Source organism: Mesorhizobium sp. M0862 (assembly GCF_040319795.1).
Lineage (GTDB): Bacteria > Pseudomonadota > Alphaproteobacteria > Rhizobiales > Rhizobiaceae > Mesorhizobium.
Map to the genome: position 1 here is coordinate 1 of NZ_JAMYOJ010000005.1, position 19,066 is coordinate 19,066.

The 19,066-nt window shown below is 65.0% G+C and carries 18 protein-coding genes; 8 read left to right on the plus strand and 10 right to left on the minus strand.

The genetic code is table 11. The features are described from left to right. Nucleotides 1-306 precede the first annotated feature (306 nt). On the minus strand, nt 307-1,317 hold the full coding sequence (locus NKI15_RS08930; protein ID WP_352515356.1) for a zinc-dependent alcohol dehydrogenase family protein: 1,011 nt from the start codon (nt 1,315-1,317) through the stop codon (nt 307-309). Between the two features lie 106 nt (nt 1,318-1,423). Here NKI15_RS08930 and NKI15_RS08935 point away from each other — a divergent pair, with 106 nt between their 5' ends. Then, complete coding sequence (locus tag NKI15_RS08935) at nt 1,424-2,371, plus strand: LysR family transcriptional regulator (RefSeq protein ID WP_352515355.1); 948 nt, start codon at nt 1,424-1,426, stop codon at nt 2,369-2,371. Nucleotides 2,372-2,466: 95 nt separating this feature from the next. Further along, on the plus strand, nt 2,467-2,967 hold the full coding sequence (locus NKI15_RS08940; RefSeq protein ID WP_023713519.1) for a hypothetical protein: 501 nt from the start codon (nt 2,467-2,469) through the stop codon (nt 2,965-2,967). Between the two features lie 140 nt (nt 2,968-3,107). On the opposite strand, the gene NKI15_RS08945 is transcribed toward NKI15_RS08940, so the two are convergent. The 3 genes from NKI15_RS08945 to NKI15_RS08955 are packed head-to-tail and all read right to left on the minus strand — an operon-like array spanning nt 3,108 to nt 5,867. Further along, complete coding sequence (locus NKI15_RS08945; protein ID WP_023695490.1) at nt 3,108-3,998, minus strand: ribokinase; 891 nt, start codon at nt 3,996-3,998, stop codon at nt 3,108-3,110. Further along, a complete protein-coding gene (locus NKI15_RS08950) occupies nt 3,995-4,870 on the minus strand; it encodes a MurR/RpiR family transcriptional regulator (RefSeq protein WP_023730361.1) in 876 nt (291 codons plus the stop codon). The genes NKI15_RS08945 and NKI15_RS08950 overlap by 4 nt, the downstream gene beginning before the upstream one ends. Before the next feature lie 13 nt (nt 4,871-4,883). After that, nucleotides 4,884-5,867 carry a sugar phosphate isomerase/epimerase family protein gene (locus NKI15_RS08955; protein WP_023695492.1) on the minus strand — a complete coding sequence of 328 codons (984 nt, stop codon included), beginning with the start codon at nt 5,865-5,867 and terminating at the stop codon, nt 4,884-4,886. 238 nt (nt 5,868-6,105) lie between these two features. Between NKI15_RS08955 and NKI15_RS08960 the strand changes: the two genes are divergently transcribed. The 6 genes from NKI15_RS08960 to NKI15_RS08985 are packed head-to-tail and all read left to right on the plus strand — an operon-like array spanning nt 6,106 to nt 11,977. Beyond that, a complete protein-coding gene (locus NKI15_RS08960) occupies nt 6,106-6,708 on the plus strand; it encodes a CDP-alcohol phosphatidyltransferase family protein (protein ID WP_023703071.1) in 603 nt (200 codons plus the stop codon). A gap of 41 nt (nt 6,709-6,749) precedes the next feature. Then, a complete protein-coding gene (locus NKI15_RS08965) occupies nt 6,750-8,531 on the plus strand; it encodes a bifunctional alpha/beta hydrolase/class I SAM-dependent methyltransferase (protein ID WP_031208640.1) in 1,782 nt (593 codons plus the stop codon). Nucleotides 8,532-8,535: 4 nt separating this feature from the next. Beyond that, nucleotides 8,536-9,891: a phosphatase PAP2/dual specificity phosphatase family protein gene (locus tag NKI15_RS08970; protein ID WP_023807771.1), complete on the plus strand. Its 1,356-nt coding sequence runs from the start codon at nt 8,536-8,538 to the stop codon at nt 9,889-9,891. 10 nt (nt 9,892-9,901) lie between these two features. After that, on the plus strand, nt 9,902-10,336 hold the full coding sequence (locus NKI15_RS08975; RefSeq protein WP_023693832.1) for a hypothetical protein: 435 nt from the start codon (nt 9,902-9,904) through the stop codon (nt 10,334-10,336). 3 nt (nt 10,337-10,339) lie between these two features. Next, nucleotides 10,340-11,008 carry a lysophospholipid acyltransferase family protein gene (locus NKI15_RS08980; protein WP_023672504.1) on the plus strand — a complete coding sequence of 223 codons (669 nt, stop codon included), beginning with the start codon at nt 10,340-10,342 and terminating at the stop codon, nt 11,006-11,008. A 39-nt stretch (nt 11,009-11,047) separates the two neighbouring features. Then, the gene (locus NKI15_RS08985; RefSeq protein WP_031201228.1) at nt 11,048-11,977 is read left to right on the plus strand and encodes a phosphatidate cytidylyltransferase; all 930 of its coding nucleotides are present in this window, start codon (nt 11,048-11,050) and stop codon (nt 11,975-11,977) included. A 10-nt stretch (nt 11,978-11,987) separates the two neighbouring features. Here the strand turns inward: NKI15_RS08985 and NKI15_RS08990 are convergent, their stop codons facing one another. From NKI15_RS08990 to NKI15_RS09015, 6 genes are all read right to left on the minus strand, one after another. After that, complete coding sequence (locus NKI15_RS08990; RefSeq protein ID WP_023693833.1) at nt 11,988-13,595, minus strand: FGGY-family carbohydrate kinase; 1,608 nt, start codon at nt 13,593-13,595, stop codon at nt 11,988-11,990. A gap of 133 nt (nt 13,596-13,728) precedes the next feature. Next, nucleotides 13,729-14,457, minus strand: a complete 729-nt coding sequence (locus tag NKI15_RS08995; protein ID WP_023685460.1) for an SDR family oxidoreductase — start codon at nt 14,455-14,457, stop codon at nt 13,729-13,731. A 28-nt stretch (nt 14,458-14,485) separates the two neighbouring features. Further along, the gene (locus NKI15_RS09000; protein WP_023672500.1) at nt 14,486-15,745 is read right to left on the minus strand and encodes a sugar ABC transporter permease; all 1,260 of its coding nucleotides are present in this window, start codon (nt 15,743-15,745) and stop codon (nt 14,486-14,488) included. After that, entirely contained in the window at nt 15,742-16,566 is an 825-nt protein-coding gene (locus tag NKI15_RS09005) for an ATP-binding cassette domain-containing protein (protein ID WP_352510886.1), read from the minus strand. Before NKI15_RS09005 ends, NKI15_RS09000 begins: the two co-directional genes overlap by 4 nt. A gap of 151 nt (nt 16,567-16,717) precedes the next feature. After that, nucleotides 16,718-17,782: an ABC transporter substrate-binding protein gene (locus NKI15_RS09010; RefSeq protein WP_023672498.1), complete on the minus strand. Its 1,065-nt coding sequence runs from the start codon at nt 17,780-17,782 to the stop codon at nt 16,718-16,720. 229 nt (nt 17,783-18,011) lie between these two features. Further along, nucleotides 18,012-18,896 (minus strand): AraC family transcriptional regulator, encoded by an 885-nt coding sequence (locus tag NKI15_RS09015; protein ID WP_352515354.1) that lies wholly within the window; start codon nt 18,894-18,896, stop codon nt 18,012-18,014. Nucleotides 18,897-19,066: the final 170 nt, after the last annotated feature.

Sequence of the window (19,066 nt, forward strand, 5' to 3'; positions counted from 1 at the left end):
TCTCTCGCCAAACCATCGCCGGTCCTCCGGCGGACAAGAAAACTGTCACCCATGCTATCGGTCCATTCTGTTACCTATCTATCCGGTTCGGACACGTGCGTAATCTCCCCCCTTGACGAGGGGGAGATGTCGCCGAAGGCGACAGAGGGGGTCGCCTCTCGTAGAGCGCCAACCTCCTTCCGCCGCAGTAGGTCGAGCCCGGTCGGACCGACCCCCTCTGACCGCTTCGCGGCCATCTCCCCCTCGAGTGGGGAGATTACGCGCTCAACCGCTTTCGCCAACCCAAAACGTCGCACCAGCCGTGGGCTACCACTCCAACGAAAAGGCAAGCTTGCCGAAATGCTGCCCGCCTGCCGCCATGTGCGCGTAGGCTTCGGCCGCCTGCTCCTGGCTGAACACCTTGTCGACGACCGGGTCGATCCGGGCGGCGGCGATGGCGCGGACGGCGGCGCGAAGGTCAGATACCGACCCGGTGTTGTTGCCGACCACCTTCAGCGCCTTGATGATGATCGGCAGCAGGTCGACCGTGGCCTCGGCGCCGGTGACGAAACCGATGGTGAACAGCGTGCCGCCAGGCGCGGTGGCGTTGACGGCGCGGGCGAAGGTGGCGGTGCCGGCGGTCTCGACGACGAGGTCGGCGCCGAGGCCGCCGGTCAGTTCCAGCACCTTGCCGTCCCAGTCGGGCGTCGCGCGGTAGTTGATGAGATGATCGGCGCCGAGTGCCTTCGCCCGCTCCAGCTTCTCGTCCGACGAAGAAGTGATGATGACGGTTGCGCCGGCGGCTTTCGCCAGCTGCAGGGTGAAGATGGAAACGCCGCCGGTGCCGAGCAGCACGACGACCGAGCCCGGCCCGACATCGGCGGCGCGGACGGCGTTCCAGGCGGTGGTCCCGGCGATCGGCAGCGTCGACGCCGCCTCGAAGGAGAGACGAGCCGGTACCGGCACGAGCGAGTTGGCCGGCAGCGCGACATATTCGGCGAGCGACCCCGGCAGCGAAATTCCGCGCATCTGTGTCATCTCGTTAGGCCGGGGCGGACCGCCGATCCAGCGCGGCTTGGCATGGGCAATGACGCGATCGCCGACGGCGAAATCCGTAACGCCCTCCCCCAGCGCGACGATCTCGCCGGCGCCGTCGGCGACGGGAATGAGCGGAAAGCCGGGCACGCGATAATTGCCGCTGGCCACCGCCACATCGACGAAATTCAGGCTCGCGGCGCGCTGGCGGATCAGCACTTCGCCGCGCTGCGGTTCAGGCGTGGCAATGGTGGTGGCGCGAAAGGCGTCCAGCTTGGCGGCGGTCAGTTCGATGGCTTTCATGGCTCACGCATTCCTGCTTAAGGGGTCAATCGTCAGGATTGAGTGAAGCTATCTGCTGCGCTACAAGCAGATAATCCGGAATTTTTACATTTGAGTCCTGTGCTTTATGCAGCAATCACACGACCCCGCCAGCCTTGCCGAAATGGCCGCCTTTGCGGCCATCACCGAAGCGCGCTCCTTCACCAAGGCAGCGTTGCGCGTCGGGCGCGACTCGACGGTTCTGTCACGCCGCCTGCAATCGCTGGAGCAGCGGCTCGGCGTGCGGCTGCTGCACCGGACCACCCGAAGCGTATCGTTGACGGAGGCGGGAGCGGAGTTCCTGGTACGCGTCCGCGCCATCCTGGCCTCGGTAGACGAAGCCGAGGCTGCTGCTTCCGCGCATGCCAGCGGGACGCCGCGCGGCTTGCTGCGGCTGGCGCTGCCGGGAACCTTTGGGCGTATGTGGATCGGGCCGCTGTTGCCGCACTTTCTAGCGACGTTCCCGGATGTCCGCATCGAGGCCGAGTTCTCCAACCGGTTCGTCGATCTCGTTGCAGAGAACTTCGATGTCGCCGTCCGTCTCGGCGCGCTGGAGGACTCGCGCCTGGTGGCGCGCAAGATCGCGACACGGCGGCGGTTGCTGTGCGCTGCTCCCTCCTACCTCGCCCGCAGGGGCGCGCCGGAAACGCCGGAAGCGCTGACCGAACACGCCTGCCTCGGCTTCTCCGGCTTCCAGACCTTTCCCAACTGGGAGATGACCGACAGTTCGGGCCGCCGCGTTAACGTCGAAGTCTCGGGGCCGATGGTTTGCGACGATGCCGAAGTGCTGGTCGAAGCCGCGGTGCAAGGCCTCGGCCTGATGATGAGCACCGATTGGCTGGTCGGGCGCGAACTCGCCGACGGACGGCTGGTGCCGTTGCTGGAGGACTGGACGCTGGCCGACGAAGGCGCTGTCTATGTCGTCATGCCCTCGGCCAGGGGACAAGCCGCCAAGACACGCGCCTTCGCCGACTGGATCGGTAAGCGCTTCGCGCCGGAGCCGCCCTGGACGTCGAGGCCGGTCTCAAAGGCTTGATCAATGGGGCGCGCCGGGGGCTAAGACGGCATATGCCGCTGTCACCAGGCCTTTTGTCCTGTATGATCTCGTTGAATGTAGCTTGGGAGGGGATCATGCAAAGTGCATTGGCGAAGTTCATGATGGCAGGTTCCGTTCTGGCCGCGCTGCAAGCCGCGCAGCCGGCTTTTGCCGCATCCTGCAACTGGAGCGCCAAGATGGAAGAAGACGAAGGCGGCAGCGTGCTGACGGCTTCGGTGTGCGGCGGACCGAAGGCCGATGCGCATCTGATGCTCGTCTGTTTCGACAAGCCGGTGCTGAGCTACGATCTGGGTGCGGCCGGCCAGCAGCTGGAACCCGGCATCAGCGCTTCCTTCACCTTCAAGGGCGGTGACAAGAGCGTGACCAAAAAGCTCGACCTCGAGGCCATGTATAATTACTTCACGGCTGAGCTGAGCAAAGACGATCCACTGCTCGGCCTGTTGCGCGGCAAGGGCGACGTCACGGTTACGGCCGACAAATATGGCGAGAACAGCTTTCCGCTGACGGGCTCGAGCGCTGCGATCGGTAAGGTGCTGGCGCAGTGCGGCAAAAGTTCGGCCGGCGAAGCGGACTGAAGCTCCCTACTTTCGACCACGCAGCTTGGTCCCGCGCCTCCATCAGGGCAAAGCCAAGCAGGTTCTCGCCGCGCCCGGTTTGCCGTTTCGCTCATCGACGGGGGCACGGGTTTGGAGGCGGCAATATGCGGCCTGAGTTTTCAACGCGAGCTGCGCTTTCCCTCCGGTGTCGCCACCAGCGAGGCGGCGGCGGCATTGGCCGTGGCGATCGCCGCTTCCATCGGATGGCCACGGGCGAGGCCTGCCGCGAAGGCGCCGACGAATTCGTCGCCGGCGCCATGGGTGCTGACGACCTTGACCGGGACGGCCGCCAGTGCGAAGGCCGCGCCGGTCCGGTCGCAATAGGCGACACCTTCGCCGCCGGCGGTGACGATCGCCGAGGGGTAGGCATCGATCAGCCGCCGCGCGGCTTCGGTTGCGCCGGCGAGCGTATCGACGACCGGAACGCCGGCCAAAAATTCCGCTTCGATGGCGTTGACGATGACGATGTCTATCAGCGCGGTCAATTCGGCCGACAGTGTTCGCGCCGGTGCGGCGTTGAGCACGACGCGGCCTCCGGATGCCCTCACCGCGCGCGCGGCAGCGATGTTGGCGGCATCGGGCACTTCGTTCTGCAGCAACAGCACTGCCGTCTGTACCACCACCTCGCCCGCAGCCGCGATGTCATCACTGCCCAGGGTGAGATTGCTGCCGGAGACGATCACCGCACCATAGTCGCCATCGCTGTCGAAGATCGCCACGCTGATGCCGGAGCCTGCGCCTGCCGCCACGCGCACGAAGCGGCGATCAACGCCGGCGCGATCGAGATTGGCCAGCAGCGCCGTGCCGAAATCGTCGTCGCCGACGGCGCCGATCATCGCCGCACGCACGCCGGCGCGTGCCGCCGAGACCGCCTGGTTGCCGCCCTTGCCGCCGCATTTCGGCTGCCAGGCATGGCCGGTCACAGTCTCGCCCTTGCGCGGACGGTCGGGCGCGTCGACCATGATGTCGTAGTGCAGGCTGCCGAAGACGGTGACCAGCGGAACCGTCATGTGCCCCGGTCTTTTCGTTTCGAGGTGACCGCCGACATGGTGCGGCCGAGATTGCGCTCCGCCGCCTGGTAGTCGCGCTGCGCCACCGCCACGAACAAAGCGTCGAGGATGTTGAGTTGCGCGATGCGCGCCGCTGCGTTTTCGCCCATCAGCGGCGAGCCTTGCGCGGTCGAGCACAGCACGATGTCGGCAATCCGGGCCAGCGGCGAGTTGTCGTAGTTGGTGATGGCCAGCGTGCGGGCGCCGCTCTTGCGGGCAAGATGGATGGCGTCGATGACGGCCGACGTGTTGCCGGAATGCGAAAAGCCGACGGCGATGTCGTCGGCGCCGAGCAGCGAGGCCGACATCAGCATCATGTGCGAGTCGTCATAGACAGACGCGCGGATGCCGATGCGCAGGAATTTGTGCGAGACGTCGCGGGCGATCTGGGCGGAGCCGCCGACACCATAGAAATCGCGGTTCCTGGCGCGGTAGAGCAGATCGGCGGCACGGTCGAAATCGTCCATGTCGAGGATCGCGAGCGTCTCCTCCAGCGCCTGGATCGAGGTGCGGAACACTTTCTGCACGATCTCGGCCGAGCTGTCGTCGACCGACAGTTCCTGGTGCATCTCGGCGGTCGGGAGGCGGCTGTATTCATAGACGGCGGTGCGGAAGTCGCGGTAGCCGGAGAAGCCGAGTTTCTTGGCGATCTTGACCACCATCGCCTCCGACACGCCGGCCTCCTCGGCGATCTGCTTGAGCGGAATGGTCTCGTCGAAACCGCGCCGGCCGAAGACGGTTTCCACCACCTTGGCCTCAAGCGGGGTGAGATGCGGCATCATCATGCGGATGCGCGGCCCCACGGCTTTCAGATCGAGATTGCTCAACGTCATCCACGTCCCCTCGTCACGACCCGAGCATGGCTTCCTGGACGATAGCCTGCGACGTCACGGCGTCCTGGCTGTCCATGGCGGCGGACAGGCGGTTATCCTTCTCCAGCCGGTCGACAACGCGCAGCAGGCGCTTGACGGTGGCGATGTTGACTTCGCATTCGCGCACCGGATCGAGCCCGGTCATGTCGGGGAAGGTGTCGAAGTAGATGGCGCCGGCGTAGCCGTCGCGGCGGATCTGGCGCAGCAGTTCGATGGTCTGCAGCGTGTGCACCGCGCCGACCATCAGGCCGTCGTCGCGCTTGGCATAGCCATCGTTGAGATGGACGCCGAGCAGCTTGCTGTGGCGAGCGATCAGCGCCGCGGCGAAGGCCGGCTGTTCGTCGGCATAGAGCACATGGGCGAAATCGAGCGTGACGCCGAGAGTGGGTAGGCCGACCTCGCGGATCGCCAGCAAGGTGGTCGCCGCATCCGGCATCAGCGAGTAGGAGCGCGGTTCGTTAGGCTTGTACTCCAGGCTGATCTGGCAGCCGGGATCATGCGCGGCAACTTCACGAATCCCCTCGATTTCGTGCTGCCAGAGCGTCGCATAGTCAGTTTGAAATGCATAGTCGAAGCCATCCTGGCCCAGCCACAGCGTCATCAGACTGGCGCCGGCCGCGCGCACCGCATCGATACCGGCCTTGGTCAAGTCGATGGCTTCGCGGCGCACCGCCGGGTCCGGATTGGTGAAGGCGCCGAGCTTGAAGGCCGGATTGGAGTAGTAACGCATGGCAAAGCCATTGATGGAAAGCCCGAAATCACCGAGCTTTCGGGCGATTTCAGCCGGCTTTTCACTGACATGGTCGGGGAAATTAAGATCAAGGTCGGTCAGCCCGTCGACCTTGGCCGCGCGGGCTGCCATCTGCAGCATGGACGGCTTGCCGGTAAGATCAGGCCATTCGGCTTGCGGCCGCGAGGCGAAGGAATTCAGGCGGGTGGCGAAGCGACTGTTTGTCATGATGGACCTTTCAGTGATTTACTTCATATAAATACGAATATTTGTAAAGTTCTCATTTGCGAGGCGGTTTGTAGCGCGCAACATCCTGCTTGGCCGAGATCTTCGGCTGCGCCTCTGCATCCATGCCGGGAGTTTCGAATCCCGCAACGGTGCGGATGCTGGTGCAAGCCCTTGCGCCCTGCCTGCCGATTGACCAATCTCGCCGACACTGTCATGAGCCGCGGTTGGGGGATCGCACATGCCAACGCTTTATCAACTGAAACCGGCCTTTCAGGCCAGGCTGCGGCCGCTGGCCGACCGGCTGGCCGATGCCGGCGTCACCGCCAACCAGATCACGCTTCTCGCCGCGGCGCTCTCCATCGCCACCGGCCTGGTGGTCGCGGCCTTTGCCTACCATCCCCTGGTTTTCCTGTTGATGCCGGTGGTGCTGTTCGTGCGCATGGCGCTCAACGCCATTGACGGGATGCTGGCCAGGGAACATGGGCAAGCATCAAAACTCGGCATGTTTCTCAACGAACTCTGCGACGTCGTCTCGGACCTGGCGCTGATCCTGGCCTTTGCCACCTTGTTCCCGGCCTGGGGTGTCGTCGCCTTCGCTATTACCGCCATGCTTGTCGAGTTCGCCGGCGTGCTTGGCGTTGCCGCAGGCAGCGGGCGCAACTATGCCGGGCCGTTCGGCAAGAGCGACCGAGCCCTGGTGCTCGGCGTCATCGGCTTTCTCCTCGCTTGCGGCCTGTGGGTGGCGGGGATCGCGCCATTTGTGTTTCCGATCATGGCTACACTGTCGGGGATAACCGCCATCAACCGGATACGCAGCGGCCTTAGAGCGGGCGGCACCTGATGCCAAAGCGTCAGGCACCCGACCGCCAGAGGGAAACCATGATCCACCAGACCATCGCCGCCCTAGCACCGGCAAGCCTCGAGCGCATCGCGCAGGAGCGCACGTTCAAGAGCCATGACGGCACCGAGATCTTCTACCGCTACTGGCCGGCCGCCGGGTCGGCGCCAAAGGGTGCGATCCTGCTGTTCCATCGCGGCCACGAGCATGGCGGCCGCATGGCGCATCTGGTCGACGAGCTCGCCATGCCCGACCATGCCTTCTACGCCTGGGACGCCCGCGGCAATGGCCGATCGGCCGGCGAGCGCGGCTATGCGCCGTCCTTTGCCGCCCTGGTGCGTGATATCGACTGCCTGGTGCGCGAGATCGGCCGGGATGGTTTTGGCCAGCGCGACATCGCGCTGATCGCGCAGTCCTTCGGCGCCGTGCTGGCTGCTGCCTGGGTGCATGACTATGCGCCCGACATCCGCGCGCTGGTGGTGGCTTCACCGGCCTTTTCGGTCAAGCTCTACGTGCCCTTCGCCAAGGAGGGCATTGCGCTGTGGCAGAAGCTCAAGGGCCGCTTCTTCGTCAATTCCTACGTCAAGGCGAAGTTCCTGACGCATGATGCCGAGCGCATCGCTTCCTTCGACGCCGATCCGCTGATCACGCGACCGATCGCCTCCAACATCCTGGTCGAGCTTTACGACCACGCTGCCCGCATCGTCTCGGACGCGCGCGCCATCACCGCGCCGACGCAGCTCTTGATCTCCGGCAGCGATTGGGTGGTGCGGCATGGACCGCAGCACGAGTTCTTCGTCAATCTCGGCAGCAGCGCCAAGGAGCGGCATGTGCTGCCCGGCTTCTTCCACGACACGCTGGGCGAGCGCGATCGCCAGCAGGCGCTGGACCTGATCCGGCCATTCCTCGAAAAGCAATTTGCCACGCCGGGGAGAACCATCGACTTGCTTCAGGCCGACCGCGCCGGCTACACCCGCGACGAGGCCGAGAGGCTCGCCTCGCCGCTGACGCTGCTGTCGCCCAAGGGTATTTTCTGGGCGATGAGTCGCGCCTCGATCCGCATGGGCGCCTGGCTGTCTTCGGGCATGAAGATCGGCATCGCCACCGGCTTCGATTCCGGCTCGACGCTCGACTATGTCTACGAGAACGATGCGCGCGGCACCGGCTTCATCGGCCGCATGGTCGACCGCACCTTCCTCGACGCCATCGGCTGGCGCGGCATCCGCCAGCGCAAGCTGCATCTGGAAGAGCTGATCGGCAACGCCGCCGCCAGCCTGAAGGCAGCCGGCCGTCCCGTCCACATGCTCGACATCGCCGCCGGTCACGGCCGCTATGTGCTCGATGCCGTCGCCAAATGCACTGAACCACCAGCAAGCGTGCGGCTGCAGGATTATTCCGAGCTCAATGTCGGGTTGGGTTCGAAGCTGATCGCCGAGCGGCGTCTGCCGACCAGCGTCAGCTTCCACCAGGCCGACGCCTTCGATGCCGACATGCTGGCCGGGCAAAAGCCGGCGCCGGACCTCGCCATCGTCTCCGGGCTTTACGAATTGTTCGCCGACAACACGATGATTTCCCGCTCGCTCGGCGGGCTGGCCAGCGCCATGCAGTCCGGCAGCCTGCTCGTCTACACCAACCAGCCATGGCATCCGCAGCTGGAGATGATCGCGCGCAGCCTGACCTCGCATCGCGGCGGCCAGGCCTGGGTGATGCGGCGGCGCACGCAGGGCGAGATGGACCAGTTGGTGACGGCTGCCGGTTTCGAAAAGATCGACCAGCGCATCGACCAATGGGGCATCTTCACCGTCTCGGTCGCACGGCGCGTCTGAGACCATGGCCCTGCCTGTCACTGACCCTGCCCCGGCGCGGGAACCCTATTTGGGCATCGTGCTGAGGGCCGCCCTTTGGCTGGCGCTGCTGGCGCCGTTCTTCTATTCGACCTATGGCTTTGCCAACTGGCTGGCGTCGCGGCGCGACCATGTCGGCAGCATCGTGTTTGCCTGGGAACACGCCATCCCTTTCGTCGCCTGGACGATCGTGCCCTATTGGTCGATCAATCTGTTCTACGGCCTATCGTTGCTGCTCAACACGACCAGGCGCGGTGTCGACCGGCTCGCCGGCCGTTATCTCTCGGCGCAGATCATTGCCGTCGCCTGCTTCATCGCGTTCCCGCTGACGGCGACATTCGTGCGGCCGGAAACCACCGGCCTGCCGGGTTTCCTGTTTGCAGTGCTCGGTGGTTTCGACAAGCCGTTCAACCAGGCGCCATCCCTGCACATCGCACTCCTGGTGATCATCTGGGACCATTGGCGTCACGTTCTGGCACGTCACCGTCTCGGCGGCATTCTCCGCCCCGTCTGGCACGTCTGGTGTTTTCTCATCGGCGCCTCGGTGCTGACGACGTGGCAGCATCATTTCATCGACATTCCGACCGGCGCGCTGCTCGGCCTGTTTGCGCTATGGCTGTTTCCGTTCAAGGGCGAATTGCCTTTCTGGGGTTTTCGTCTGACCGCCGACCCCAAGGCGCGGCGGCTGGCGGGCTACTACGCGCTGGGCGCCGCCCTTGCCTTGGCCGGCGCTGCCGGCGGAGCGTTTGTCTCCGCCGATTTTCTCATCCTGTTGTGGCCGGCATTGGCGCTGGCCATCGTCGCCTTCGCCTATGCCGGGGCCGGCGCCAAAGTGTTCCAGAAGGCGGCCGATGCCAGTGTCTCACTGGCCAGCCGCATCCTGCTCCTGCCCTACCGGCTTGGCGCCCGGATCAATGTGTGGGTATGGACCCGCCAACTGGCGCCGCAAGCGGAGATCACCGACGGTGTTTTCCTCGGCCGGTTTCCGAGTGCCGACGAGGCCAACCGCTTCGGCACAGTGATCGACCTTGCCGGCGAGATGGAACGGCCGCGCGGCGTGACCTGCCGCTGGATCAGCTACGCGATGCTCGACCTCGTGGCGCCGCCTCACGACAGGCTGGAGCGAGCGGTGGCGGCGATCGAGCTGGCGCGCCGGCGCGGCACCGTCCTGGTCTGCTGCGCGCTCGGCTTCCAGCGCAGTGCAGCCGTCGTCGCCGACTGGCTGGTGGTGACGGGGCGCTCGTACACAGCTGCACAGGCGCGCAAGAAACTCGCCGCGTCGGGCAGGCCCGTGCACCTTCAGATCGGGCTGGATGAACCGGGGCTGGAAGAACCGACATGAGTTGGCCGGCATGAGTGGCGACAATTTTCCCGAGAAGGCCGAAATATTCGCCGCCGGGCTGATGGTGCAGGCGGTGTGGCCGATCCTGCTGGTGGTCGCGGCTGTGATGGCAGCGCCGGTCATCGGCCTGGTGGCCGGACCGCAGACGACAGCGCTGTCCGCGGCGGCCTGGCTGGTCGCGGCGGCGAGCGCCGTGGCCACGCTGGCTCTTTCGGCCTTGCTTTTGTTCGATGCGCTGCTGTTCCGGCTGATGGCAAGCCACGCCAGCGAGGCCGCCGGAGGTGCCGCGGTCGACGATGTGCTGGCGCGCATGCGCCTGAAATCCACCACTGCCGGCGGCCGCTCGCTCGACCATCGCATGGCAGGCACGCGCCGCCTGCTGACAAGGCAGCGCATGGCGCTCGCCATGTTTGCTGCGGCATCCCTTTTCGCAGCATTTGTTTGAGCCATGACAAAACTTCACCTGCGCGCCAACACCTTCACCTTGCTGCAGACGGTGACGTCGGTCGGCCTGTCGGCGGCGGCCTGGGTGGTAACCGGCGTCAGACCAATCTGGAACGGCAGCCAGCCGTCGGAGCGGCAGCGCATCTACTTCGCCAACCATGCCAGCCATGGTGATTTCATCCTGCTGTCGGCTTGTCTGAGCGAGAAAGTGCGCGCCCGCACCCATGCGATCGCGGCGGCCGAATATTGGGGCAAGTCGCGGCTGCGCCGCTTCATCGCGCAGGACATGCTGTCGTCCGTGCTCATCCACCGGCAGTGGACCGACGAAACGCAACACCCGATCTCGATCATGCTGTCGGTGCTCGACGACGGCCACTCGCTGATCCTGTTTCCCGAAGGCACTCGCAACACGACGGAGGCGGATCTGCTGCCGTTCCGCTCCGGCCTCTACAATCTGTCGATGGCGCGGCCGGATGTCGAACTCATCCCGTGCTGGATCGAGAACATGTCGCGCGTGCTGCCCAAGGGCCAGTTCCTACCGGTGCCGCTTTTGTGCCGCGTCGTCTTCGGTCCGCCGGTGGCGATCGCGCCCGGCGAAGAACGCCGCACCTTCCTCGAGCGCGCGCGCCAGACGCTGCTGTCGCTCAACCCGCGTCCCGATCGGGACCACTAGCATGACCAGGCAAAGAGACTTCGTATGACACTGCCGCCAATGCATGAAACCGTCATCCTGCTGGCCGGCCTGATCTGCGTGCTGACCATGGCGAGCATCGTTGCCGGTATCCTCTCATGGCGGGCGCCGAAGCCGCTGCCCTCGACGCTCGTCAACTTGAACCAGCGCATCAACGCCTGGTGGGTGATGGTGCTGGCGATCACCGTCGCGTTCTTCTTCGGCCGCACCGGCATGACCATCCTGTTTGCGCTGATCTCGTTTGCCGCGCTGCGCGAGTTCGTGACGCTGACGCACAGCCGGCGCAGCGACCACTGGGTGCTGCTCGGCATGTTCGGCATCATCATTCCCTTCCAGTACTGGCTGGTGTGGACCGCCTGGTACGGGCTCTTCACCATTTTCATCCCCGTCTACTGCTTCCTCTTGATGCCGGCGATCACTGCGCTCAACGGCGACACCGAGCGCTTCCTCGAGCGGGTGTCGGCGCAGCAATGGGCGGTCATGATCTCGGTCTACTGCGTCAGCCATGTGCCGGCGCTGCTGACGCTCAACGTGCCCGGTTTCGAGGGCCGCAACCTCCTGCTCATCGCCTTCCTGATCATCACCGTGCAAGGCAGCGACGTGCTGCAATACATTTTCGGCAAGCTGTTCGGCCGGCATTTTTTGTCGCCGTCCGTTTCGCCATCAAAGACTTGGGAAGGGCTGATCGGCGGGCTGGTGTCATCGAGCCTGCTCGGCGCGCTGCTGTCGTTCCTGACGCCGTTCTCGCCGCTCGCGGCGGCAGGCGTCGCCTTCATCGCCTGCCTGATGGGGTTCCTTGGCGGGCTGGTGGCGTCGGCGATCAAGCGCGACCAGGGCGTCAAGGACTGGGGTCACCTGATCGAGGGTCACGGCGGCATGATGGACCGCGCCGACAGCCTGGTCTTCGCCGCACCGGTGTTCTTCCACATCGTCCGCTATTTCTGGACGTGAGCCAAGCCGTTCAATCGCGGATGGCGCGGCCTGCCTGCTGCAGCAATTCGAAGGCGGCGAAGCGCTTGTCGTGCCAGGGCACGAGGTCGCCACCGGCCGGGCGATAGATGTCGCCGATGCGCGACATGCCGGTCATCGCCGCGATCACATCGGGATATCTTTGCGCCGCCACCGCCGCCAATATGGCCGAGCCGAGCAGCACCGGTTCGGGCGAGGTCGAACCGGCGACGGTCAGCCCCGTCGTGTCGGCCAAAAGCTGACGTACCAGCTCGCTTTGCGCCGCACCGCCGCTGACGACGATAGTGTCGATGGCAATGCCTTTTTTGGCCATCGCCGCCAGGATCTGGCGAACGCCGTAGCCGATGCCCAGCAGGCCGCCGACATAGAGGGCGACCAGACTGTCGAGGGACGTGTCCATGCCAAGCCCGGCGATCAGGGCCTTGGACTCGGGATCGGCGAAGGGCGAGCGGTTGCCGAGGAATTCCGGCACGACATGCAGTCTCCCGGCCAGGTGCGCTACGGCGGACAGGTCGGCGGACTGCTTCGCCGCCTGCTGACCAAGCCAAGCGGTCAGGCCGAGACCTTCCGCCTTGGCTTTTGCGGATGCCTCAGCCGTGGCCGGATGGAAAGCGACGAGGTGGTCGATTGCAGCACCCGCCGCCGATTGCCCGCCTTCATTGAGCCAAAGCCCCGGCACCATCGAGGAAAAATACGGACCCCAGACGCCGGGCACGAAGGCCGGCTCGCTGGTGCTGGCCATGGTGCAGGCCGAAGTGCCGAACACATAGGCCATGCGCGACTGCAAGGTGCCGACCGAGCCCTGCCCGCCAACCGTGCCGACGCCGCCGGCATGGGCATCGATCAGGCCGGCCGCAACCGGCGTTCCCGGCAGCAGGCCGAGATCGGCCGCGGCGGCCTCAGTGAGGCCTTGGGCAAGTGCCGTGCCACCCTCGACGATTTCGGTGCCGATGCGGGCAAAGCCTTCATCGGCGAGCGCGCCGAGGCCGATGGCACGGAAATAGGCATCGTCCCAGCGCCGCTCATGACCGAGATAGGTCCATTTGCAGGTCAGCGTGCAGATCGAGCGCGCCAGGCTGCCGGTTGAGCGCCAGGTCAGATAGTCCGTCAGGTCGAAGAAATGCTCGGCCGCATCGAAGGTGGCGGGCAGGTTCTCGCGCAGCCACAGCAGCTTCGGCGTTTCCATTTCCGGCGAAATGGTGCCGCCGACATAGTCGAGCACGGCGTGCTTGCCGGCATTGATGCGCTGCGCCTGGTCGAGCGCGCGGTGATCCATCCAGACGATGATGTTGCGCTGGCTGTCGCCGGAACTGCCGGCCGGCAACGGCGCGCCATCCTGGCCGACCACGACCAGCGAACAGGTGGCGTCGAAGCCAATGCCGGCAATGTCGCGCCCGGCAAGCCCCGACTCCGTCACCGCCTCGCGCACGCTGGCGCAAACCGCGCGCCAGATGTCCTCGCTCGACTGTTCGGCGATTTCGCCGGGCTCGATGAACAGAGCGATGTCGCGCTTCGCCGAAGCAAGCATGGTGCCCTTGCTGTCGAACACCCCCGCCCTGGCACTGCCAGTGCCGACGTCGATGCCGAGGAAGTGGGACATGGGAAACCTCAGAAGTTAGGCAGTAGGCAGTAGGCAGTAGGCAGTAGGCAGTAGGCAGTAGGCGAGATGGTCAGCAGTGAACGGCCAGTTGCAAGAGCCTCTCCCCATTCCCTACTGCCTAATGCCTACTGCCTCACAAATCATTGCTCTGCGGCAGGATCACCAGGTCCCGGATGGTGACGTTCCGTGGCCTAGTCAGCATGAACAGCACGGCTTCGGCGACCTCGACCGGTTGAATCAGGCCGCCCTTGGCCAGTTCATCCTCAAGCTTGTCCTTCGGCCAGTCGCTGATCAGCGCTGTCACCACCGGCCCCGGCTGCACCGCCCCGACGCGCAGGCCGTGCGGGGCGACCTGGCGGCGCACCGTATGGACGAAGGCCTGCACGGCGTGTTTCGACGCTGTGTAGATCGGCTCCCAGACCACGGGCACCAGTCCGGCGATCGAAGACGTGACGATGATGTCGCCGGTCTTGCGTTCGACCATATGCGGCAGCACGGCGTGGATGGAACGAAAGACCGCATTGATGTTGAGGTTCAGCATGCGGTCCCACACATCGGGGTCGCCTTCGAGCACCGGGCCGCCGACATAGGCGCCGGCATTGGCGTGGAAGATATCGAGCGGGCCGGCCTTGTCCAGGATTTGCGGCATCATCGTCGCGACGCTGGCCGGCTTCATCAGATCGATCACCAGCGGGATCGCGTCGGGACCGAGTTCGGTGCAGACGCTTTTCAGCGCGTCTTCGGCTCGGTCGACGAGCACAACGCGAACGCCGGCGGCAATCAGCGCTCTCGCGCATTCCAGGCCTATGCCCGACGCGGCGCCGGTGATCGCCGCGACCTTTCCACTCAAATCCTGAGCCATTCTATCCTCGTATCGATTGCGGTTGCGTTCAGGCGCGGCCGTGGGAAACCCGCGAGCGGCGTGCCAGGGAGTCGACGATGACCGCAATTGCCAGAACGGCGCCGGTGATCATGTAGCGAAGCGACGATGACAGATCGAGCAAGGTCAGCCCGCTGGCGATCGACTGGATGACGATGATGCCGAGCAGCGCGGAATAGGCGCTGCCACGGCCGCCAAACAGGCTGGTGCCGCCTATGACCGCCGCCGCAATGGCGTTGAGGTTGACGTCGCCGGTGCCGGCCTGCTGGCTGGCCGAGGCCAGTCGCGCCGCCGACAGCACGCCGCCGAGGGCGGCAAACATCGAGCACATGACGAAGGCGCTGAGGTAGATCGAGCGCACCTTGATGCCGGCGCGGCGCGCCGCTTCGCGGTTGCCGCCGACGGCGGTCATCGAGCGGCCCCATTGGGTGCGGGTCAGCGCATAGTTCATCGCCACCACCAGGCCGACGAACAGGCCGAACATCCACGGTATGCCGCGCGCCTGGTTGAGATAGCCGACGATCAGTTCGAGCAGGATGGTCAGGGCGGCGACGCGCACGATGAGGCCGCCGACAGACGGCGCCGACAAATTGACGGCCCGGCGGCGGCTGACGGTGCGCAGGCCGCTGATCAGCATGACGATGCCGGGCAATGCCGCCAGTGCATAGGACAGCCAGTCCGGCATGACCAGCAACTGGCCGAAATTCACCAGGTTCGAGCCATAGGGCAGATTGATCGAGCCGGTGGAGCCCAGAATATACAGCTGCAGGCCGAGCACGGCGAGCAGGCCGGCGAGCGTCGAGACGAAGCTTGGCATGCCGAGCCGGTTGAACAGCAAGGCATAGAGCGCGCCGATGAAACCGCCGACGGCAATTGCGGCGAGGATGGCGAGCGCCACCGGCCAGCCCTGGTTGACCCACAGCGTGCCTACCATGGCCGAGGCAAAGCCGCTGATCGAGCCGACCGACAGGTCGATCTCACCGACCATCAGCACACAGACGATGCCGAGCGCGATGACGCCGACGGTCGAGCAGTCGAACAGGAGATTGACCAGATTGCTCGACGAGACGAAGACCGGATTGAGGGCGGTGAACACGCTCCAGATGATGACCAGGCCGACGATGACCGGCAACGAGCCGAGGTCGCCGGAGCGGACGCGGTCGAAGAAGGCGCTGATGGCGCCACCAACGCCGGCCTGGTGCTTGACGCGCACGTCGCTGCGGTCGAGGGCCGTCGATGAGGAGGTGTCCTGCTTGGGCTCCGCGCTCATGGCCGCTGCTCCTGATTGTTCGCTTGTTCGGCGGCCTTGCGCCGTTCGGCGCGGCGCGACACTGCATTGTTGGCGGCGCCGGTGATGGCGCTGACCAGTTCCTGGTTCGAGGCGTCGGGTTCGAAGACGCCGTTGTTGCGGCCGAGCCTGAGCACCACGATGCGGTCGGCGACGGCGCGCACGTCCTCCATATTGTGACTGATCATCAGCACGCCGAGCCCACGCTCGCGCACCCGGTCGATGAGGTTCAGCACTTCCGCCGTCTGGGCGACGCCAAGAGCGGCGGTCGGCTCGTCGAGCAGGATGACCTTGGGGTCGAGCAGCAGCGAGCGGGCGATCGCCACGGTCTGGCGCTGGCCGCCGGACAGCGAGGCGACCGCCTCGCGGACGCTTGGAATACGCGCCGACAATTCGTTGAGCAGCGTCCAGGCGCGAATTTCCATCGCCACCTCGTCCAGCCGCAGCGGGTTGATCTCCTTGCCGAGAAAGATGTTGGCGACGACGTCGAGGTTTTCGCACAGTGCGAGATCCTGGAAGACGGTGGCGATGCCGAGCGTCAGCGCCGCACTCGGGTCAGGCATGGTCACTTGCTTGCCACGGAAATTGATGGTCCCCGAGCTCGGCTGGTGAACGCCGGCCAGAATCTTGACCAGCGTCGACTTGCCGGCTCCATTGTCGCCGACCAGCGCCACCACCTCGCCGGCATGGACATCGAGATCGATATCGGTGAGCGCCGAAACGGCGCCGAAATTCTTCGAGATGCCGCGCAGGCTGAGCACCAGCTCGCCTGCCGAAACCGGTCCGTCAGAGATGTCAGACATGGTGGCAAACCTTTCCGGATGGGCGGTCAAGAGTGACTGCGGACTTCCGGCCGCCGCAAGGGCGGCCGGAAAGCAGGATCAGGATTCTAGGTCATCTTTTATGCATGTCGTTATCCCAAAACCGCTGCGCGATTTTGGGCGACCTGCATTGTCACTTTGTGATGCCGAGCTTCTTGCAGCCTTCGGCATAGCGGTCGACGCAAAGCTCTTCGGCGGTGTTGATCTTCTTGTCGATGATCTCGGCCTTGAGGTTTTCCTGCGTCACCACCGCCGGCGTGAACAGCTGCGACGGGGTGTCGTAGAGGGTCATTTCGGCCTTCGGCGTCTCGCCCGACAGAAGCTGGACGGCGACGTTGGCGGCAGCCGCCGCAACGATCTCGCTCGGCTTGGAGATGGTGTTGTACTGGTCGCCGGCGATGATCAGCTGCAGGGCGGCGATGGTCGCGTCATTGCCGGTCACCGGCGGCACCGGATCGACTCCGGCGGCCTTGAAGGCGGCGATGGCGCCACCACCGGTGCCGTCATTGGCCGCAACAACGCCGACGATCTGCGTGGAGAAGCGGGTGATCTGGCCGCTTGCCCATTGCTGCGCCTTCGGCGGCGCCCATTCCGGCGTGTCGTATTCGGCAAGGATCTTGTAGCCGCTGTTGTCGAGGCTGGAATGGATGCCCTTCTTGATCAGCCCGGCGGCCGCGTCGGTCGGCGATCCGTTGATCTGCAGCAGGCCGCCGCTGGCGGGGTCGACCTTCAGCGCCTTGAGGTGTTCGACGAGCGAGTCGGCAATGGCCTTGCCGATGCCTTCATTGTTGAACGAGACGTAGAAGTCGGCAGGTGCGGTCGGGATCGGGCGATCATACGCGATGACCTTGACGCCCTGGCTCTGCGCCAGCTTGACCAGCGAGGCGGCGGCAGTCGAGTCGACAGGGTCAAGCACGATCGCCTTGGCGCCTTGCGAGATCACCGAGTTGAACTGCTGCTGCTGGCGCGAGGCGTCGGCATCGGCGTTCTGGTAGATCACCTTGCAGCCGGGGCAGAGTTTTTTCATCTCGGCGACGAAGCCGGGATAGTCGTGCTGCTCGTAGCGCGTCGAGGCCTGGTCGGGCATCAAGAAGGCGACCGTGGCGTCGGTAACCGGGGCGGCAAAGGCAGCGGTGCCGCCAAGAAGAGAAAGAGTGAGCGCGATGGCTCCCGTCGATTTCCAGGCAAATCTGGTCATTTCGATAGCTCCGTTTCAAGGAATGGTTTCATGAAGCCCTGGACACCACATGGCGCCGGGCCTTGACAGCAGTCGGGCTGTTGCGAGGAACAACGGAGCACTTGATCCGTGCTGCGCATCCTCTTGATATCTCTGGATTTCGGGACAAGCGATCTCCAGCACGGGGCGCCTCCAACGCACCCCGCGTTCTTACCTCAGTAAATGTCTAGGCTCCTCCCGGTCCTCCCTGTTAGGCGGCAATCTCCGCGCTGATGTTTTCCGCCAGCAGGGCCCTGAAGCGCGAAGGCGACATGCCTTTCTGGGTCAGGAACTGGCGGTTGAAATTCGAGATGTTGTTGTAGCCGGCGGCATAGCAGATCTCGGTGATCGGCATGTCGGCCTCGCTCATCAGCAGTTGGCAGGCGAGGTTGATGCGCAACCGGTTGACATACTGCACCAGCGCCATGCCGGTATGGCGGCGGAAGCTGCGCGAAAACGCGCTCGGGCTGCGGCCGGCGATCGCCGCCAGATCGCTTTCGCTGAACGGCTCGGTCAGGTTGGCGTTGATATAGGCAAGCGCCTTGTTGACGCCGGCCGACATGAAGCCTGAGGGATCTGGCAGATAGCTGGCGCTGGTGAGCGTCCGCACATCGGCGGCGCGGCTCAGAATATCGACCAGCTCCATGAACAAAGCGATGCGGCGAACGCCTTGCGCTTCGACCAGTTCGGCCAGCACAGGTGCGGTGAGCTTGGCGGTAGCGATGGAGAACAGCGCGCCGCGGCGGCTGAGCTCGAGAATGTTTTCACAACCGGCAAGTTCCGGCAACGCGGCGGTGGCGTCGGCAATGAACTCTTGCGAGAACTGCACGACGCGGCCGCGCAGCGGCACGCTGGCGCCTGCCGGCACGTCGCTGACCCAGTTGTGCGGCAGGTTCGGGCCGGTGAGCACGAGATTGCCGGGCTCGAACTCGCCGATGAAGTCACCGACGAAATAATGGCCCGTGGTGGCGACGACGTGATGGATTTCGTATTCGGGGTGGAAGTGCCAGCGCACCGTGTGGAAGGGGTAGCCGTGGGCCCAGGCCTTGAACGACTCGCCGCGTCTGATCTGGACGACTTCCAAGTCCGGATTCATGTCAGTTCCTCCCGGCGCCGGTCCGGTCATGCGACCAGTTGCAGTGCCATCTCCCGCAGGCCGCGTTTGCCGCTCTCTGCAGTGATCGAAGCTTAGGCGGCAATTCATGCAGCCGCCACCACGGTGTGTCCACCTCACTGATACTTTTTTGACGTTTTTGTGGTCAAGGC

Excerpts from the sequence above, each read along its gene's own strand:
- NKI15_RS08930 (WP_352515356.1), bottom strand. The coding sequence starts at position 1,317 with ATGAAAGCCATCGAACTGACCGCCGCCAAGCTGGACGCCTTTCGCGCC.
- NKI15_RS08935 (WP_352515355.1), top strand. The coding sequence starts at position 1,424 with ATGCAGCAATCACACGACCCCGCCAGCCTTGCCGAAATGGCCGCCTTT.
- NKI15_RS08940 (WP_023713519.1), top strand. The coding sequence starts at position 2,467 with ATGCAAAGTGCATTGGCGAAGTTCATGATGGCAGGTTCCGTTCTGGCC.
- NKI15_RS08945 (WP_023695490.1), bottom strand. The coding sequence starts at position 3,998 with ATGACGGTTCCGCTGGTCACCGTCTTCGGCAGCCTGCACTACGACATC.
- NKI15_RS08950 (WP_023730361.1), bottom strand. The coding sequence starts at position 4,870 with ATGACGTTGAGCAATCTCGATCTGAAAGCCGTGGGGCCGCGCATCCGC.
- NKI15_RS08955 (WP_023695492.1), bottom strand. The coding sequence starts at position 5,867 with ATGACAAACAGTCGCTTCGCCACCCGCCTGAATTCCTTCGCCTCGCGG.
- NKI15_RS08960 (WP_023703071.1), top strand. The coding sequence starts at position 6,106 with ATGCCAACGCTTTATCAACTGAAACCGGCCTTTCAGGCCAGGCTGCGG.
- NKI15_RS08970 (WP_023807771.1), top strand. The coding sequence starts at position 8,536 with ATGGCCCTGCCTGTCACTGACCCTGCCCCGGCGCGGGAACCCTATTTG.
- NKI15_RS08975 (WP_023693832.1), top strand. The coding sequence starts at position 9,902 with ATGAGTGGCGACAATTTTCCCGAGAAGGCCGAAATATTCGCCGCCGGG.
- NKI15_RS08980 (WP_023672504.1), top strand. The coding sequence starts at position 10,340 with ATGACAAAACTTCACCTGCGCGCCAACACCTTCACCTTGCTGCAGACG.
- NKI15_RS08985 (WP_031201228.1), top strand. The coding sequence starts at position 11,048 with ATGCATGAAACCGTCATCCTGCTGGCCGGCCTGATCTGCGTGCTGACC.
- NKI15_RS08990 (WP_023693833.1), bottom strand. The coding sequence starts at position 13,595 with ATGTCCCACTTCCTCGGCATCGACGTCGGCACTGGCAGTGCCAGGGCG.
- NKI15_RS08995 (WP_023685460.1), bottom strand. The coding sequence starts at position 14,457 with ATGGCTCAGGATTTGAGTGGAAAGGTCGCGGCGATCACCGGCGCCGCG.
- NKI15_RS09000 (WP_023672500.1), bottom strand. The coding sequence starts at position 15,745 with ATGAGCGCGGAGCCCAAGCAGGACACCTCCTCATCGACGGCCCTCGAC.
- NKI15_RS09005 (WP_352510886.1), bottom strand. The coding sequence starts at position 16,566 with ATGTCTGACATCTCTGACGGACCGGTTTCGGCAGGCGAGCTGGTGCTC.
- NKI15_RS09010 (WP_023672498.1), bottom strand. The coding sequence starts at position 17,782 with ATGACCAGATTTGCCTGGAAATCGACGGGAGCCATCGCGCTCACTCTT.
- NKI15_RS09015 (WP_352515354.1), bottom strand. The coding sequence starts at position 18,896 with ATGAATCCGGACTTGGAAGTCGTCCAGATCAGACGCGGCGAGTCGTTC.